13 protein-coding genes are annotated in these 15,961 nt (G+C 69.8%); 4 read left to right on the top strand and 9 right to left on the bottom strand.

All coding sequences use genetic code 11. From position 1 onward, the window contains the following. Positions 1-54 precede the first annotated feature (54 nt). Positions 55-1,368 carry an MFS transporter gene (locus DDF62_RS11990; RefSeq protein WP_116489325.1) on the top strand — a complete coding sequence of 438 codons (1,314 nt, stop codon included), beginning with the start codon at positions 55-57 and terminating at the stop codon, positions 1,366-1,368. Here the strand turns inward: DDF62_RS11990 and ku are convergent. The 6 genes from ku to DDF62_RS11960 form a co-directional block, all read right to left on the bottom strand. Continuing rightward, entirely contained in the window at positions 1,365-2,216 is an 852-nt protein-coding gene (gene ku / locus DDF62_RS11985; RefSeq protein ID WP_116489324.1) for a non-homologous end joining protein Ku, read from the bottom strand. The two genes, DDF62_RS11990 and ku, sit on opposite strands and share 4 nt — an antisense overlap. 13 nt (positions 2,217-2,229) lie before the next feature. Next, positions 2,230-3,687 carry an alpha,alpha-trehalose-phosphate synthase (UDP-forming) gene (otsA, locus tag DDF62_RS11980; RefSeq protein ID WP_116489323.1) on the bottom strand — a complete coding sequence of 486 codons (1,458 nt, stop codon included), beginning with the start codon at positions 3,685-3,687 and terminating at the stop codon, positions 2,230-2,232. Continuing rightward, positions 3,684-4,478 (bottom strand): trehalose-phosphatase, encoded by a 795-nt coding sequence (gene otsB / locus DDF62_RS11975; RefSeq protein ID WP_116489322.1) that lies wholly within the window; start codon positions 4,476-4,478, stop codon positions 3,684-3,686. The genes otsA and otsB overlap by 4 nt, the downstream gene beginning before the upstream one ends. A gap of 133 nt (positions 4,479-4,611) precedes the next feature. Continuing rightward, entirely contained in the window at positions 4,612-6,408 is a 1,797-nt protein-coding gene (locus tag DDF62_RS11970) for a glycoside hydrolase family 15 protein (protein WP_116489321.1), read from the bottom strand. Positions 6,409-6,439: 31 nt separating this feature from the next. Beyond that, positions 6,440-8,593: an amylo-alpha-1,6-glucosidase gene (locus DDF62_RS11965; RefSeq protein WP_116489320.1), complete on the bottom strand. Its 2,154-nt coding sequence runs from the start codon at positions 8,591-8,593 to the stop codon at positions 6,440-6,442. A 112-nt stretch (positions 8,594-8,705) separates the two neighbouring features. After that, positions 8,706-9,770 carry a glycosyltransferase family 4 protein gene (locus DDF62_RS11960; protein ID WP_116489319.1) on the bottom strand — a complete coding sequence of 355 codons (1,065 nt, stop codon included), beginning with the start codon at positions 9,768-9,770 and terminating at the stop codon, positions 8,706-8,708. A 219-nt stretch (positions 9,771-9,989) separates the two neighbouring features. Between DDF62_RS11960 and DDF62_RS11955 the strand changes: the two genes are divergently transcribed. The 3 genes from DDF62_RS11955 (at position 9,990) to DDF62_RS11945 (ending at position 12,772) form a co-directional block, all read left to right on the top strand. Beyond that, positions 9,990-11,477, top strand: a complete 1,488-nt coding sequence (locus DDF62_RS11955; protein WP_482764085.1) for a L,D-transpeptidase family protein — start codon at positions 9,990-9,992, stop codon at positions 11,475-11,477. Positions 11,478-11,710: 233 nt separating this feature from the next. Next, the gene (gene mepK, locus DDF62_RS11950; protein WP_116489318.1) at positions 11,711-12,391 is read left to right on the top strand and encodes a peptidoglycan L,D-endopeptidase MepK; all 681 of its coding nucleotides are present in this window, start codon (positions 11,711-11,713) and stop codon (positions 12,389-12,391) included. 30 nt (positions 12,392-12,421) lie between these two features. Continuing rightward, the gene (locus DDF62_RS11945) at positions 12,422-12,772 is read left to right on the top strand and encodes a hypothetical protein (RefSeq protein ID WP_116489317.1); all 351 of its coding nucleotides are present in this window, start codon (positions 12,422-12,424) and stop codon (positions 12,770-12,772) included. Between the two features lie 40 nt (positions 12,773-12,812). Here DDF62_RS11945 and hfsH read toward each other — a convergent pair whose 3' ends face one another. The 3 genes from hfsH to hfsF are packed head-to-tail and all read right to left on the bottom strand — an operon-like array spanning position 12,813 to position 15,960. Next, on the bottom strand, positions 12,813-13,595 hold the full coding sequence (gene hfsH, locus DDF62_RS11940) for an oligosaccharide deacetylase HfsH (RefSeq protein WP_425267046.1): 783 nt from the start codon (positions 13,593-13,595) through the stop codon (positions 12,813-12,815). After that, positions 13,595-14,524, bottom strand: a complete 930-nt coding sequence (gene hfsG / locus DDF62_RS11935; protein ID WP_116489316.1) for a polysaccharide biosynthesis protein HfsG — start codon at positions 14,522-14,524, stop codon at positions 13,595-13,597. The genes hfsH and hfsG overlap by 1 nt, the downstream gene beginning before the upstream one ends. Then, a complete protein-coding gene (hfsF, locus tag DDF62_RS11930; protein ID WP_116489315.1) occupies positions 14,521-15,960 on the bottom strand; it encodes a polysaccharide biosynthesis protein HfsF in 1,440 nt (479 codons plus the stop codon). Before hfsF ends, hfsG begins: the two co-directional genes overlap by 4 nt. Position 15,961 lies beyond the last annotated feature (1 nt).

Below are 15,961 nucleotides of genomic sequence, written 5' to 3'. Positions count from 1 at the left end.
GCCCCTGCGCGCCGGGCCTTTTCCTTGCCCCCAAGTCTTTTTCTGGAGTTCCCGATGGCAGCGCCCAAGAACCCCGAGCGGTTCGGCATACTGGCGATAGAGCCTGGCGTGCGCGCCGGCCACATGTGGACCGCGCTCTACGCCGCCTTCGTCAATATCGGCCTGGCCACGACGGTCGCGGTGATGACGCCCTACGTGCTGAGCGCCAATCTCGGTGTGCCGCTGGACCGCCAGGGCTCGGTCCTGGGGATCCTCAACCTCGTCAACGAGGTGGCTCTGCTGTTCGTGTTCGGCCTGGCCGGGGCCCTGGCCGACCGCGTGGGCCGCCGCGCGGTCTACGCCATCGGCTTCCTGGCCACGGCGGCCGGCTACCTGCTGTTCCCGCTGGCCACCAACATCTGGGACCTGTCGCTCTACAAGGTGGTCTACGCCATCGGCATCGGGGCCACGACCGGCATGCTGTCGACCATCCTGGCCGACTACGTGAAGGCCCGCGACCGGGGCAAGATCGTCGCCCTGTCGGGCATCCTCAACGGGCTGGGCGTGGTCATCCTGGCCTTGGCCATCGGCAAGCTGCCGGCCGTTTTCGTCGGCCAGGGCATGGACGAGAAGACCGCCGGCCAGGCCGCGCTGGCCATCGCCGCGGCCCTGTGCCTGGTCTCCGCCGCCGTCATGTGGCTGGGCCTCAAGCCGGGCGTGGCGGCCCGCACCGTGGAGCGGCCCAAGCTGTCGGCCCAGCTGGGCGTGGGCGTCGCGGCCGCGAAGTCCAATCCGCGCATCGTCCTGGCCTACGCCTCGGCCTTCGTGGCGCGGGGCGATCTCGCCATCGTCGGCGCCTACGCCATCGCCTGGGGCAAGAAGGCGGCGCTGGAGAACGGCGCCAGCCTGGCCGACGCCCTCGACCAGGGCCGCATCCCGTTCATCGTCGCCCAGTCGGCGGCGCTGCTGTGGCCGGTGGTCATCGCCCTGATGATCGACAAGGCCCACCGTCTGACGGCCCTGGCGGCCTGCATGCTGCTGGGCGCGGTCGGCTACCTGGCGACGATGTTCATCGACGATCCGCTGAGCAAGGCGGCCCTGCCGCTGTTCGTGCTGCTGGGCGTGGGCCAGATCAGCGCCTTCATCGGCTCCCAGGCCCTGATCGGCAAGGAAGCGCCGGAAGAGGGGCGGGGCGCCGTGATCGGCTTCTTCAACCTGTGCGGCGCCTTCGGCATCCTGGTGCTGGGCACCCTGGGCGGCGTGCTGTTCGACGTGATCAGCCCGGCCTCGCCGTTCGTGCTGGTCGGCATCCTCAACGCCGCGGTCGGGTTCGGCTGCATCTATCTGCGGCTGAAGGAGGCCAAGAGCCCGGTGGCGCAGGAGGCCTAGGAGGCCTTCTTGGTCCTGGTGGAGGCGGCCTTCTTTGGAGCCGCCTTCTTCGCCGGCGTCTTGGCGGCCGGGGCCTTGCCGCCCAGGCTCTTGCGCAGGGCTTCCATCAGGTCGACGACGTTGGTGTCGTCGACCGGCGCGGCGGTCACCTTGGTCTTGCCGCCCTTCTCCTTGCGCTTGATCAGGTCGCGCAGGGCCTCCTCGTAGCGGTCCTTGAAGTCCTTCGGCTCGAAGGGACCGTCCTGCTGCTCGATGATCTTGCGGGCGATGGCGATCATCGACGGATCGGCCTTCTTGGCCGGGATGTCGTCGAACAGGTCGGCCGGATCGCGCACCTCGTCGAACGATCGCAGCGACCAGGCCACCAGCCCCTTGCCGCGTGGTTCTATGGCCAGCAGCCGCTCGCGGGTGTGCATGACCACTCGGCCGAGCGCGATGCGCTTGGCGCCGGCCATGGCGTCGCGGATCACGCTGTAGGCCTCGACCGCCAGCTTGCCGTCTGGGACCAGGAAATAGGGATTGTCCCAGTAGAGCCGGTCGATGTCGGCCACGTCGACGAAACGCTCTATGTCGATCGTGCGGGTGCTCTCCAGCCGCACGCTGTCGATCTCTTCCGGCGTGACGATGACGTAGCGGTCCTTCTCGACCTCGTAGCCCTTGACCAGGTCCGAGCGCTCGACGGGGCCCAGGTCCGGGTCGGTGGCCACCATCCTGATGCGGTTGTGGGTCTTGGGATGCAGCAGGTTGAAGCGCACCTCGCCGCCGGGATTGGTGGCGGTGTAGAGCGCCACCGGGCAGGTGACGAGCGAGAGCCGCAGATGGCCCTGCCAGGTGGGACGCGGGGCCATCTGCGTGTCGCTCCTACTTCTTGGCGCCGATCAGCGCCTTCTTCACCGTGGTCACGGCCGGCTCGTCCGGCGTCTCGGTGTTGGCCGCCTGGACCGTCGGATCGCCCTTCAGGGCGGCCACGAAGTCGTCGCGCCAGGCGGTCACGTCCTGGCGGGTGACGTTGTCCATCAGGTCCTCCCAGCGGCGCTTGCGCTCGGTCTCGTCCATGGCGAGCGCCTGGGCCAGCGCGTCCGAGATCTCCTCGGGGCTGTTGGGGTTGATGATCAGCGCCTCCTTCATCTGCCGCGCGGCGCCGGCGAAGCGTGACAGGATCAGAACGCCCGGATCCTCGGGGTTCTGCGAGGCCACGTACTCCTTGGCGACCAGGTTCATGCCGTCGCGCAGGGGCGTGACCAGCGCCGCCTTGGCCGCGCGATAGACCCCCGCCAGCTCGTCGCGCCGGTAGGAGCGGTTGAGATAGCGGATCGGCGTGAAGTCCATCTCGGCATAGGCGCCGTTGATGCGGCCGATCAGGCCGTCCAGGCGGCTGCGGATGTCCTGGTAGGCCTCGACCTCGTCGCGCGACAGCGGGGCGATCTGCAGCAGCATCACCTCGCGGCGGGCGTCCTCGTGGTCGTGCAGGAAGCGCTCGAAGCCTATCAGGCGCTCCTCCAGGCCCTTGGAGTAGTCCAGGCGATCGACGCCCACGACCATCTTGCGGAACACGCTGTGGGCCGCCATCCGGTCGTAGACCCGCATGGCCCGCGGGCTCTTGGTGATGCGGGCGAAGTCGTCGGCGTCGATGCCGATCGGGAAGGCCCCGGCCTCGGTGATCTGGCCGAAGGCGCGCAGTCGGCCGTCCTCGGTCTTCTCGCCGCCGACCTCGTTGAGCACGTAGCCCTCGAAGGCTTGCAGGCTCTCCTCGGTCTGGAAGCCGACCACGTCGTAGTGGAACAGCGCCTCCACCAGCGGCCGGTGGCGGGGCAGGGTGACCACCAACTGGTGGGCCGGCCAGGGGATGTGCAGGAAGAAGCCGATGCGGTTGGTCACGCCCAGCCGCCGCAGCTCCCTCGCCATCGGGATCAGGTGGTAGTCGTGCACCCAGATGATGTCGTCGGGCTCGATCAGCGGGCGCAGGGTCTCGGCGAAGCGCTTGTTGACCCGGTCGTAGCCCTCGCCGAACGAGCGGTCGTAGGCCGTTAGGTCGACGCGGTAGTGGAACAGCGGCCACAGCGTCTTGTTGGCGTAGCCGTTGTAATACTCCTGGTAGTCGCCGTCCTCGAGGTCGACCGTGGCCACGGTCACCCCCTCGACGCGCTGCATGTTCAGCTGGCCGGTGAACTCGGGCGTGGTCTTGCCGCTCCAGCCGAACCAGATGCCGGAATATTCGCGCAGGGCCGCGGCCAGGGCCATGGCCAGGCCGCCGACGCTTTCCTCGCCCTTGCCGGACGGCGGGTTGACGCGGTTCGAAACGACGATCAGGCGGCTCATCGCTCGACCTCGCTCTCGGCAATCGACCTTGCGGCGGCGTCCAGCCAGGCGTGAACGGCTTCCGGCCCGTCGAGACGATAGCTCGCCGCCGTGGGCCGTTCAGGGCCGACCAGCACGCCGTAGCCGCCCAGGCGGCGGGCGGCCTCGAAGCCGTCCTCGTCGGTCAGGTCGTCGCCGATGAAGATCGGCAGGGCACCGTCGAAGGCCGGTTCGCGCAGCAGGGCGGCGACCGACGAGCCCTTGTCCTGACCCGGCGTGCGCAGTTCGGCGACCATGTCGCCCAGTTGCAGGACGAGGCCGGTCTGGCGCTTCAGGCGCTCGGCCGCCTCGATCACCGCGTCGGCGGCCGACGGGGTGTTGCGATAGTGCAGCCCGACGCTGAGGTGCTTGTCCTCGAAGATCAGGCCGCGATCGCAGCGGGCCAGATCGGCCAGCACGTCGCGCGCTTCGGCCAAGCCCTCGTGGGGCTGGGCGCGGAACACGCCCTCGGGGGTGCGGCGCTCCAGGCCGTGCACGCCGGCCATGTAGGCCAGGGCGCCGTCGCCCAGGATGCGGGAAAGATCGTCCAGCGAACGGCCGCTGATCACGGCCACGCGGTCGTCGAAAGCTTCGCGCAGGCGCGCGATCAGCGCCGCGCGGGCGGCGTCGGGGCCGACGTCGTCCGGACGCGGCATGATGGGCGCGAGGGTTCCGTCGAGGTCGAGGAACAGCGCGCTGTTGGCAGGAATACTGGTGGGCGGCGGCGGAAGATCCGACGACGCAAGCCGAGCGGCAGACCCGTACGTGGTCATGCAGTTAGGCCCCTTTCACTATGGAACTCAGCCGTTAGGAACGCCCCGGGGCCCGGTTCGATCCCCCCGACACAGCGGTCGGGGGGTCACGTTTGACTGACCAAAACGTGAGGCCGAAGGGGTTGACCCAGCTTCAGCGTACCGAAGTCCAGGGCCGGCTGAGCAGCGCCGCGCAGTTGATCAGACCTACCAACGAATAGGTCTGCGGGTAGTTGCCCCACAGCTCGCCGTCCTCGAAACCGATGTCCTCCGACAGCAGGCCGGCGGAGGTGCGGCGGTCGAGCATTTCCTGGAACAGGGACCGGGCTTCCTCGACCCGGCCTTCGAGATAGAGCGCCTCGACCAGCCAGAAGGTGCAGATGTTGAAGGCCGTCTGCGGCGTGCCGAAATCGTCGGGCAGGGCGTAGCGCAGCAGGTAGGATCCCTTGCGCAGGCCCGCCTCGATGGCCGCGACCGTGGCCTTGTTGCGGGGATCGTCGGCGGCGATGAAGCGCAGGTCGACCAGTTGCAGCAGGCTGGCGTCCAGCTCCTCGCCGCCGAAGGTGGCCGCGAACCGGCCCAGGGTCTCGTTCCAGGCATGGGTGTCGATGGCCTCGCGCACCTTGGCCGCGCGGTCGTTCCAGAACCTGGCGCGATCGGCCAGGCCCAGCTTCTCGGCGACATTGCCCAGGCGGTCGCAGGCGGCCCAGCACATCACCGACGAATAGGTGTGCACATTGGCCCGGCCGCGGAACTCCCACAGGCTGGCGTCGGGTTGGTCGTGCAGTTGGAAGGCCCGCTCGCCCACCGGCTCCAGCGCCTTGAAGTCCTCGATCGTGCCCGGCCGCAGCAGGCGCTCGTCGAAGAAGGCCTGGGTCGAGGACAGTATGATCTGGCCGTAGACGTCGTGCTGCTGGTGCTCGAAGGCCTGGTTGCCGATCCGCACCGGCCCCATGCCGCGATAGCCGGGCAGGTCCGGGGCGAAGCGCTCGATCAGGGCGGGCTCGTAGCCCACCCCGAACAGCGGCTGGATATGGCCGCCGGCCGCCCGGTCGACGATGTTGCGCAGGTAGGCGAGGTAGTTCTCCAGGATGTCGGCCGCGCCCAGCCGGTTCAGGGCCTGGACCACGTAATAGGCGTCGCGCAGCCAGCAGTAGCGGTAGTCCCAGTTGCGGCCGCTGTTGGCGTGCTCGGGGATCGAGGTGGTCATGGCCGCCACGATCGCCCCGGTCTCCTCGTGCATGCAGAGCTTGAGGGTGATGGCCGCGCGGATCACCGCCGACTGCCAGTCCAGCGGCACGGCCAGGCCCCGCACCCAGTTCAGCCAGTAGTCCTCGGTCTGTTGCAGCATCCGCGCGCAGGTGGCGCCGACGTCGGCGTCGAAGCCCTCGTCCGCGCCCAGGAACATCGCCAGGGTCCGCTCCACGCGGAAGGTGCGCTCCTCCAGGATGTGCGAGACCGGGCAGTCGGTGGTCAGCCGCAGCGTCATGTCCGAGCACAGGTAGCGGATGTGGTTGGAGCCGTTGGTGTGCTCGGCCAGGCGCGCGCCCCAGTTGGCGGTCGGGCGCAGGCGGATGGTGGCGCGGCACACCCCGCTGACCGGCCGCACCAGGCGGATGAAGGCGGTGGGGCGATAGATCCGGCCGAACTGCTGGAAGCGCGGCGCGAAGTCGATGATCTCCAGGCTGGCGCCGTCGGCGTCGGTGACCACGGTGCGCAGGATCGGGGTGTTGCGCAGATAGGCCTGCTCGACCTTCACCGCCCCGTCGACGACCACGTCCCACAGGCCCTTGCCGCCCTCGAACGGCGGCTCGAGGCCCCCCAGCAGGGTGCTGAACACCGGGTCGGAGTCGATGCGGGGCATGCACCCCCATACGAAGCGGCCTTCGCGGTCGATGAGGGCGCTGACCGAGCAGTTGCCGATCGGAAACAGGTCGAGGTTCTGGGGCATGGTCTTTGTTCTTGTTACGCTTTTGGGGAAATCAGCAGCGGGTCAGGATCGGCACGGTCGAGCGCCGTCCACCCTGGACGGTGACGTGCCGGCCGACATGTTCGAAGGCCAGGTCGGTCAGGCGGTCGCCCACCCCCAGGTTCTCGATCGACAGACTGTCGATGCCGATCGGCAGGCGCGGCTCCTGGATGCGGATCTCGCCGGCCCAGCCGTCGACGGTGATGCCCAGGCAGGCTTGCAGCATCATGAAGGCCGAGCCCGCCGCCCAGGCCTGGGGCAGGCAGGCGACCGGATAGGCGACCGGCGGCTCGCCCGGCTGGCGGGGGAAGCCGCAGAACAGCTCCGGCAGCCGCATCTCGTAGTGGGCGGCCGTCTCGAACAGGCCCGAGGTCATCCGCACCACCCCGTCCCGATGGCCGTAACGGGCCAGGCCCATGGCGCAGATGGCCGTGTCGTGCGGCCAGACCGAGCCGTTGTGATAGCTCATCGGATTGAAGCGCGGCTCGCCCTCGGCCAGGGTCCGTACGCCAAAGCCGTTGTTGAACGCCGCCGACAGCAGGGTGTCGGCCACCTTGGCCGCGCGCTCGGGCGAGGGCAGGCCGCAGAACAGCAGGTGCCCCGGGTTGGAGCCGCGCACGCGGCAGGGCTTGCCGTGACCGTCGACGGCCATGGCGTAGAACCCTTTGTCCTCCATCCAGAACCGCTCCTCGACCATGGTCCGCAGGTGCTCGGCCTTGGCGCTCCAGCGCTCGGCGTCGGCGGCCTCGCCCCGTCGGCGGGCGAGGTCGGCCATGCCCTTGAAGGCGGCGAAGGCGTAGCCCTGCACCTCGACCACGGCGATCGGCCCGTCGGGGAACTTGCCGTCGGCGTGGAAGACGCTGTCCTCGCTGTCCTTCCAGTTCTGGTTGGAGAGGCCGGTGTCGGCGCCGCGGGCGTAGTCGATCAGGCCGTCGCCGTCGCTGTCGCCGAACTGCTCGATCCAGGCCACGGCCGCCCGCAGGGCGTCCCACAGCCCGTCGATGAAGGCCAGGTCGCCGGTCCGCTCGGCATAGGCGCAGGCCAGGGCCACGAACAGCGGCGTGGTGTCGACCCCGCCGTAGTAGCGGCCGAACGGCAACTCGCCGAGCCGCGTCATCTCACCCTTGCGGGTCTCGTGCATGATCTTGCCCGGCGCGCTGTCGCGAAAGGCGCTGACCTCCTCGGCCTGGTGCTCGGCGAGGTAGCCCAGCACGCCCTTGGCCAGCCGCGGCTCGATCCACAGCACCTGCCAGGCGGTGATGATCGCGTCGCGGCCGAACGGCGTCGAGAACCACGGGATGCCGGCATAGGGATAGGGGCCGGTCTCGAACTCGGTGGTCAGCAAGGCCAGGTCCGCCCGCGACTTCTCCAGCCAGTCGTTGAACAGGCGCCCCGACGACTTCAGCCGCGCCCCGCGCCGGCGGCGGCCGCGCATGTCCAGGCGGGCCCGGGCGGCGGCGGCGCGCCAGCGCTCGCGGGTCGGGGGATGGTCCGGAACCGGCCCGACCTCGAGATAGAGGTCGAAATGGGTCTCCGGGGTCAGCATGAACATGAACTCGGCCCGCTGCGGGGTCAGACGCCCGGGCGGTTCGGAAAAGGCGATCACGCTGTCGCGACGCAATTCGTCCAGGCCCTGATAGGCGAAATGGACCGAGCGGCCGTTCAGCTCGGCCGGCAGCACCCGGCCCCTGGCCTTGCGCTTGGAGCCGCGCACCTCGAACATGTCGTGGAAGTCGGCGTCGTACTCCAGCGCCACCGGCAGTATGACCATGTCGCGGCTGTAGTTGACGAACCGCAGGCGCTCGTACAGCCGCTCGCACCACAGGAAGCGCTTGCGCTCGACGTGGATCGCGCCGTGGGGCGCAGAGGCGCCGCCCAGCGAGGGCAGGGTCTGGTTGGTCGAGTGCGAGGTGAAGAAGACGTTGTCCTGCGAGACGCTGGCGCTCAGCAGGGCCGGCGGCCGCCCGCCGATCAGCAGCCGCAGGCGCGACAGCAGGCGGGTGTCGTCGTGAAACAGACCGTCGGCCGCGCCCAGCACGTCGCCGAAGGCGTCGGCCACCAGGAAGGTGTCGCGGTCCTTCAGGGCGAACAACCTGTAGGGCACGCGCGGTTCGCCGGTCTCTCCCTGCTCGCCCGCCGTCACCGGGGTCGGCGCCAGATCGTCCATCTCGATGCCCCTTGTCTAAACGCGATCAGCGGCCGCGCCAGGGGAGGCGCGGTCGCTGAACTTGAAAGCTACAATGCGGCCTCAACCCGGCGGGGTTTGGCCGCCTTTGAGGTCACGCACTCTGGGCCAGGGTCAGGCGCGGCGGCTGGGCCGCCTCGTCCAGGCGCGCGTAGAGGTCCAGATAGCGGCGGGCCATGGCGTGGGCCGAGAACCGGGTCTCGAACCGTTCGCGCACGGTCTGGCGCGACAGGTCGGGCAGGCGGCGCAGCGCTGCCACCGCCTCGTCCTCGTCGTCGACGATGAAGCCGGTGACGCCTTCCTCGATCACCTCGGGCACCGAGCCCCACTGGTAGGCGATCACCGGCGTGCCGCAGGCCATGGCCTCGATCATCACCAGGCCGAACGGCTCGGGCCAGGCGATGGGGAAGAGCAGGGCGTCGGCGCCGCCCAGGAAAGCCGACTTCTCGGCGTCGCCGATCTCGCCGACGAACTCGACCAGCGGATGGTCCAGCAGCGGCTCGACGACGGTGTGGAAGTATTCGCGGTCGGCGGCGTCGACCTTGGCGGCGATCTTCAGGCGGCGGCCCATGCGCTTGGCGATGGCGATCGCCCGTTCGGGGCCCTTCTCAGGCGAGATCCGCCCGAGGAAGGCCAGGTAACCCTCTGACTTTGGATGATATTCGTAGATCTCGGCGCACATGCCGTGCAGCACCGTGCCGGCCCAGTTGGCGAAGGGCAGGGGCGCGCGCTGGCTGTCGGAGATCGACACCAGCGGAAACTGCGGCCAGCGCCGGTAGACGCCGGGCAGGTCCTTCAGGTCGAGCCGCCCGTGCAGGGTGGTCAGGGTCTTTTCCGCCATGCCCTCGAACAGGGGGAAGTGGATCATGTCGGTATGGAAGTGGATGACGTCGAACTCGGCGGCGCGGCGGCGGACCTCGGCCAGCATGGCGATGTGGGCGGCGAGGTCGGATTTCAGCGGGGCGGGGTCCAGGCGGATGGCCTGGTCGCGGACGACCACCAGGTCGGCCTTGGTCCTGGCTTCGGCGGAGGCGAACAGGGTGACCTCGTGGCCGAGGTCGACAAGCGCGTCCGTCAGGTGCGCGACCACCCTTTCGGTGCCCCCGTAGAGCCGTGGGGGCACGGCTTCATACAGGGGCGGAACCTGGGCGATTCTCATCTTTGCTGTCCTGACAAGGACGATTGTGGCGCAAAGGCGCCGTCGTCGAACTGCAAACCGCGAGTGTGGCGTTAAGGTTCCGCAACGTGAGAAAGAACCAAATCGGGACCTTGGCCGTTGCAGTTTCACGATCCTCGCGTTGACGACCCCGACGCGGAATTGCCATTTGGGAAGCGCGCGGAGGGGCCGCGCGCAATGTGCGTGCGAGACCCGTCGACGGTGAGCCAGAGCCTGAAAGTTTCGACCGTCCTTCTCGGGGCGGCCCTGTGGATGTCGGCGGCCCCGGCCGTTCTCGCTCAAGCTCAGGTCCGGCCCGCCCGCGCGCCGCAGCAGGCGCCCGTGGCCGTGCCCGCGCCGCCGGCCCTGCGCGCCGACCAGATCGACCTGCTGGTCAGGGCGCTGAACGACGCCCCCTCGCACGGCTTCGAGCCCGGGCTCTTCGCGCCCGACCGCGCCCTGGCCCTGCTGGACTCGCGCAACGCCGCCGATCGCCAGGCCGGAGTCACCCAGCTCGTGGCCCTGACCATGCGCTACGCCAAGGCTGTGCACAGCGGCCGGCTGGCGCCCGCCGATTTCGACGGCAACTGGGGCCTGCGTCCCGCCGCCTATGATCCGGCTCCCGGCTTCGCCGCCGCGGTGCAGAACGATCGCCTGGCCGGCTGGCTGGAAGACCTCTCGCCGCCCTATACCGGCTACCAGACCCTGCAGAAGGGCCTGGTGGTCTATCGCGATCTCGCCGCCAAGGGCGGCTGGGCCGTGATCCCCGAAGGCCCGCCGCTGAAGCTGGGCGACAAGGGCGATCCGCGCATCGCCCAGCTCGAGGCCCGCCTGGCCGTCGAGGATCCGACCATCGCCGTCGACAAGGCCCCGGTGTTCGACGAGGCGCTGCAGCAGGCCCTGATGCGCGCCCAGAAACGCTTCGGCCTCAATCCCGACGGCGTGCTGGGCAAGGGTACGCTGGCGGCGCTGAATGTGCCGGTGCAGCTGCGCATCGACCAGATCGTCGCCAACATGGAGCGCTGGCGCTGGCTGCCCGAAGAACTGCCGGCCGACCGCATCCAGGTCAACATCGCCGCCGCTGTCATGAGCGTCTTCCACCACGACGCCCCGACCCTGACCATGCGCGCCGTCACCGGCCGTCCGGGCGACGAGACGCCCATGTTGCAGTCGCAGATCCACTCGATCGTGCTCAATCCGCCCTGGAACGTGCCCAGCTCGATCGCCACCAAGGAGCTGTGGCCCAAGGAGCGCGCCAATCCGGGCTACCTGGCCCGCAACGACTTCATCGTCATCCCGACCGAGGGCGGCGGCACGCGCCTGCAACAGAAGGCCGGCGACAAGGCCGCCCTGGGCCTGGTGAAGTTCGACTTCAACAACCCCTACGGCGTCTATCTGCACGACACCCCGTCGCGCGCGAAGTTCGCCAGCTACAGCCGCCTGGCCAGCCATGGCTGCGTGCGCCTGGAAAAACCGATCCCGCTGGCCAAGCAGCTGCTCGACGGCAGCGCCGAATGGACGGCCGAGAACGTCGACGCCACCATCGCCTCGGGCAAGACCGTGCGCGCCCAGCTGCCCAAGCCGATGGCCGTCTATCTGCTCTACTGGACCGCCTACGTGACTCCGGACGGGCAGGTGAATTTCCGCGACGACCCGTACGGCTGGGATCGGGCCCTGGTGCAGCGTATCGCCGCATCCAAGACCGTCTGAGCGCCTCGCCGAGGCGGCCAAGCCGCTGTCTTTGCAGCACTTGAAGCGTGGCCGCAGCGGCGAATGCTCAGGCTTTCGGCGGCCGCGCGTTCATCGGACCGGCTTGACCCGACGGCCCTCGTCAGGCCTCTTTTGGTGCGTAAGCCTTTCCGATCGGGAAAGTTTATCGTGTTCCAAGTGAGCGTCGGCGGCCCCTTCGGGCGCCTGACGCGGTCAGTCGGGAAAGCGTATCTATGATCGAACGACGCAAGCTCCTGGGCCTTGGCCTGGGTGTGCTGGGCGCCAGTGCGGTCGGGCCCATGGCGGCCTTCGCACAGTCCAAGTTCGGCCCCGGGGCCGATCCCATCGCCGACCTGCTGATGAAGCAGGGCGACCTGGGCAGTGCGGCCGAGGGCATGCCTGAGAACGGCCTTCCCGAAGCGCCGGTTCCCGTCGCCGAGCCGAAACGCATCATTTCCGCCGAACCGCGCTGGGTGAAGCTGCACAACGTGCACACCCAGGAAAAGCTCGAAGCCGTCTATTTCGAGAAGGGCGAGTACGTGCCCGACGCGGTCGAGGCCCTCGACAAGGTGCTGCGCGACTATCGCACCGGCGACGTCTCGGCGATGAACCCGAAGCTCTATGACATCATGGCGGGCCTTGCGGCGCGCACCGAGAGCAAGTCGCACTTCCAGATCATCTCCGGCTATCGCTCGCCCAAGACCAACGCGATGTTGCACGCGCGCAGCGGTGAAGTCGCCAAACGCAGCCTGCACATGGACGGCAAGGCCATCGATCTCTATCTGGAGGATGTCTCCCTGGATCGGCTGAGGACCGCGGCCCTCGACCTGAAGCAGGGCGGCGTCGGGTACTATCCCGTCAGCAATTTCGTTCACGTGGATGTCGGCGCGGTCCGACGCTGGGTCGGCTCCTAGGATCGGAGCCTTCCCTTTAGGGAGCTCCAGATGGCCAAGGCCGAACGTCGCGGCAATCCGTTGGGATGGATCGTCCTGGGTTTCGTCGTCGGGGCGGTCGCCGCCCTGGGCGTGATCCTGGTGGTCAGCGCCGGGGTCGGTTTCGAGAGCTCCGGCTACGAAGAGGGCGCGGAGGTCCGCACCACGGCCGATGACGCGGCCAGCGCGGCCACGGTCCGCACGCCTGCCGCCCAGACCCCGCCGCCGGCCGTCGCGCCCGAACCCGAAAAGCCGCCGGTGGTCGAGGCCCCGCCCGCCACGCCCAAGCCCGCGCCCGAGGTCGACCCCCAGATGGCCGACGACGCGGCAGCGGCAGGGATGACCTCGCGGACGCGTCAGTAGTTTCCGAGATAGTTCCCCTCTCCCTCTGGGAGAAGGGACCTCAGAGCCCGATCCGCCGCGATCCTTCCGCCACGGTCACCACGTCGAAGCCGGCGTTGACCGCGCCGTCGACCAGCCGTTCCAGCGCTTCCACCGTGCAGCCCCAGGCCGACGGCTGCTCGGCCACGTCGTGGGTGTAGAGGATCAGCCAGGCCTTGCGCCGGTGAGCCTGGTCCAGCCAGTGCAGGGCCACGTCCTCGCCATCCTCGCCCTCGATCCCGACGGCCGGCGCCTGGTTCAGATCGGCGCCGTTGGCGATCAGGCCGTGATGCAGCGCCCGCAGGGTCTTGAAGCGACCGGCCAGGGCCGTCTTGGCCGGGGCGGCCACGTCGCCGTACGGATAGGCGAAGCTGACGGCGCTTCCCACGCCCCACGCCGCCAGGGCGTCGGTGTTCTGCGCCACGTCGGCCAGGGCGACCTGCGTCGTCGCCTGGCCGCAGTCGAGGTGGCTGAAGGTGTGGCAGCCGATCTCGTGACCGGCGGCGTGCAGGCGGGCGGCGTCCTCGCCGGTGGCGTAGCGGCCCATGGGCCCGTCGCGCCCGGTCAGGCCGGCGGCGAAATAGTAGGTGCCGCGAAAGCCCCGGCTTTCCAGCACCCGGGCCCCGGCCTCGCAGGCGGTGGCCGGCGCGTCGTCGAAGCTGAACGACACCATCGGCCGCGTGAGCTTCACCCGCGCGGGACGGCGATGCTGCAGGCGGATCAGCCGACGGCGGACCTTGCCCTTCAGCGAGCGGTCAGGCTCGTAGGCGTCCACCTTCTCGTAGGTCTGCTCGATAGCGGTCATCACACGGCGTCCGAATAGAGGGCGGCCCGGTAGAGCCGCATGGAAAAGGCGCGAAGCGGGGTGGGCAGGTTCTCGGCCAGGGCGATGGCCTTGAGCCACGGCCGCCAGGTCCCGCGCAGCGGAACCGCCTTCAGGGCCTTGGCGACCTTATAGCTGGGATAGGCGCTGACCACGTCGCGGTGGGCGGCCACCACGCGGGCGAAGTTGGCGGCCGACTGCTCGTACTTGGCGGCCATCACCGGCGCGGGATCCAGACCCAGGTGCGTGGCGGTGTTGTCGATGTGCAGGATCGGGTGGGCGCGGGCCACCCGCATGGCCCATTCGACGTCCTCCCAGCCCCAGCCGGCGAAGCCCTCGTCGAAGGCGATGGTCTCGAAGACGTCGCGGCGCACCAGGAGGTTCGAGGTGAAGACGTGTTTCTCGGGCGCCTGGGCGCGCTGCGGCGCGGGCGTGCAGTCACTCTTCAGCGCCATGGCCCGGTGCAGGGCGTGCTCGGGGCGGATCGGGGTCTGGTCGAGGGTGAAGCCGCCGAAGGCCACCGGCGCGTCGTCGCCCGCCACCGCCAGCCAGCGGGCCAGGAAGTCCTTGGGATCGGGCAGCATGTCGCTGTCGAGGAACAAAAGGTGCTTGCCCCGGGCGTGGGCGGCCAGACGGTTGCGGCCTTGGGCGCGGCCGGCGTTGCGCGACAGCCGTACGAAGCGGGCGGGACGCTTGAGGCCCGCGAGCAGCTTGCCGATCTGCGCGGCCAGGGCCTCGTCGCCGCCGCCGTCGTCCAGCAAGACGATCTCGGCCGAGGCGTCCTTGCCGTCCAGGGCGCGCAGCAGGGCCGTCGGGTCGTCGCGGAAAGTGGGGATCAGCACCGACAGGCGCGGGGCGGCCGTGCTCCACGCGGCGTTGTCGGCGATGGCTTCGGTGATCGGGGCGGTCATGCGGTGCGGAACCTGCGGGTGAGAACGGCCAGCCTCGCGCGGGCGCCGCCGGCGTCGAGCAGCAGGGCCGCGCCGCCGAAGGTCGCCGCCCCCAGGCCGGCCTTGAGGATCAGTTCGAACAGGCCGCCAACGTCGGGCAAGGCCAGCACCACGGCCGCCATCAGGCCGCAGGCCAGTCCCGTCCTGGCCAGGGTCTGCCACGGGATCGGCAGGGCGCAGGCCCGGCGGCCCAGCACCCCGGCGGCGATCGCGCCCAGGGCGTAGCTGGCGGTGGTGGCCCACAGCGCGCCGGAAAGGCCGAAACGCGGGATCAGGATCAGGTTCAGCACGAGGTTGGCGCCGGCCGGGATCGCCATGCAGGCGCTCAGCATCGTCGTGCGCCGGCCAAGCGTGAAGGCCTGCAGCAGGTAATAGGTGGTCACCCCCGACAGCCAGCCGCTGGCGGCGATCCACGGCGTCACGCCCGCCGCGCCCTCGCGCAGGGCCGGGCCGATCATCACCTCGGTCAGCGGCCGGGCGACCAGGGCCAGGCCCACGGCCGCCGGCAGGGTCAGCAGCACCATGAAGTCGGCCTGCTCGCGGGCGCTGTCCTCCAGCGCCGGCTGGCCGCCGCGCTCCAGGGCCGCGACCATGGCCGGACCGCCGGCCATGCCCAGCCAGATGAACACCACGTCCAGCGTGCGCGAGCCCAGCGAGTAGCCGGCGTGGTAGACGCCCACCGCGCTCTCGTCGAGGAAGGCGGCCAGCAGGAAGCGGTCGGTGGTCGACAGCACCAGGGCCAGGATCAGCGAGAACGCCACCGGCACGCCGTAGGCGGCGTAGGTCTTGGCCATCGCCTTGTCGAAGGTCCCGCCCTTCAGGCGTCGCAGGTCGGTGGGCAGCACGAACACCAGGCACAGCAGGGCGACCGCGCCCGTGCCCAGGATCGGCGCGGCGCCGCCCAGGCCCACCAGGGCCAGCACCAGGCCCAGGGCGAAGCCGCCGACGGTCTGGATCACGTCCAGCAGGGCCGCGCCCGGCACCTCGCCGGCCGCGCGGCGGCGCTCCTGGGACATCTTGGCCAGGCTCTTGACCGCCGCGGCCGCGAAGGCGGCGGCGACGGCGACCTTCAGGGCCGGCGCCATGGGCCAGAACCGCAGCGCCAGGGCGGCGACCACCGGGATCGCCAGGGCCATCAGGATCCACAGCCGATAGAGCGTGGCGAAGTGGTCGGGCAGGCGGCCATCCTCGTCGGCGCGGGCCAGGAACCGGGCCATGGCCGCCTCGGTCCAGGTCAGGAACGCCGTCTGGGTCAGGCTCAGCACCGAGAACGCCAGCGCATAGATCCCGTACTCGGCCGGAGACAGGATCTGCGTGAACAGCACGATCGTCAGGAGGCCGACGACCCCCTGGGCGATGTTGACGGGCAGATAGCCCAGGACGCCGCGCCAGAACATG

The sequence above is a fragment of the Caulobacter radicis genome, assembly GCF_003094615.1.
GTDB classification, from domain to species: Bacteria; Pseudomonadota; Alphaproteobacteria; order Caulobacterales; family Caulobacteraceae; genus Caulobacter; species Caulobacter radicis.
The sequence above is the reverse complement of the archived record's forward strand: the minus strand, read 5'-3'. Positions and strand labels throughout refer to the sequence as shown.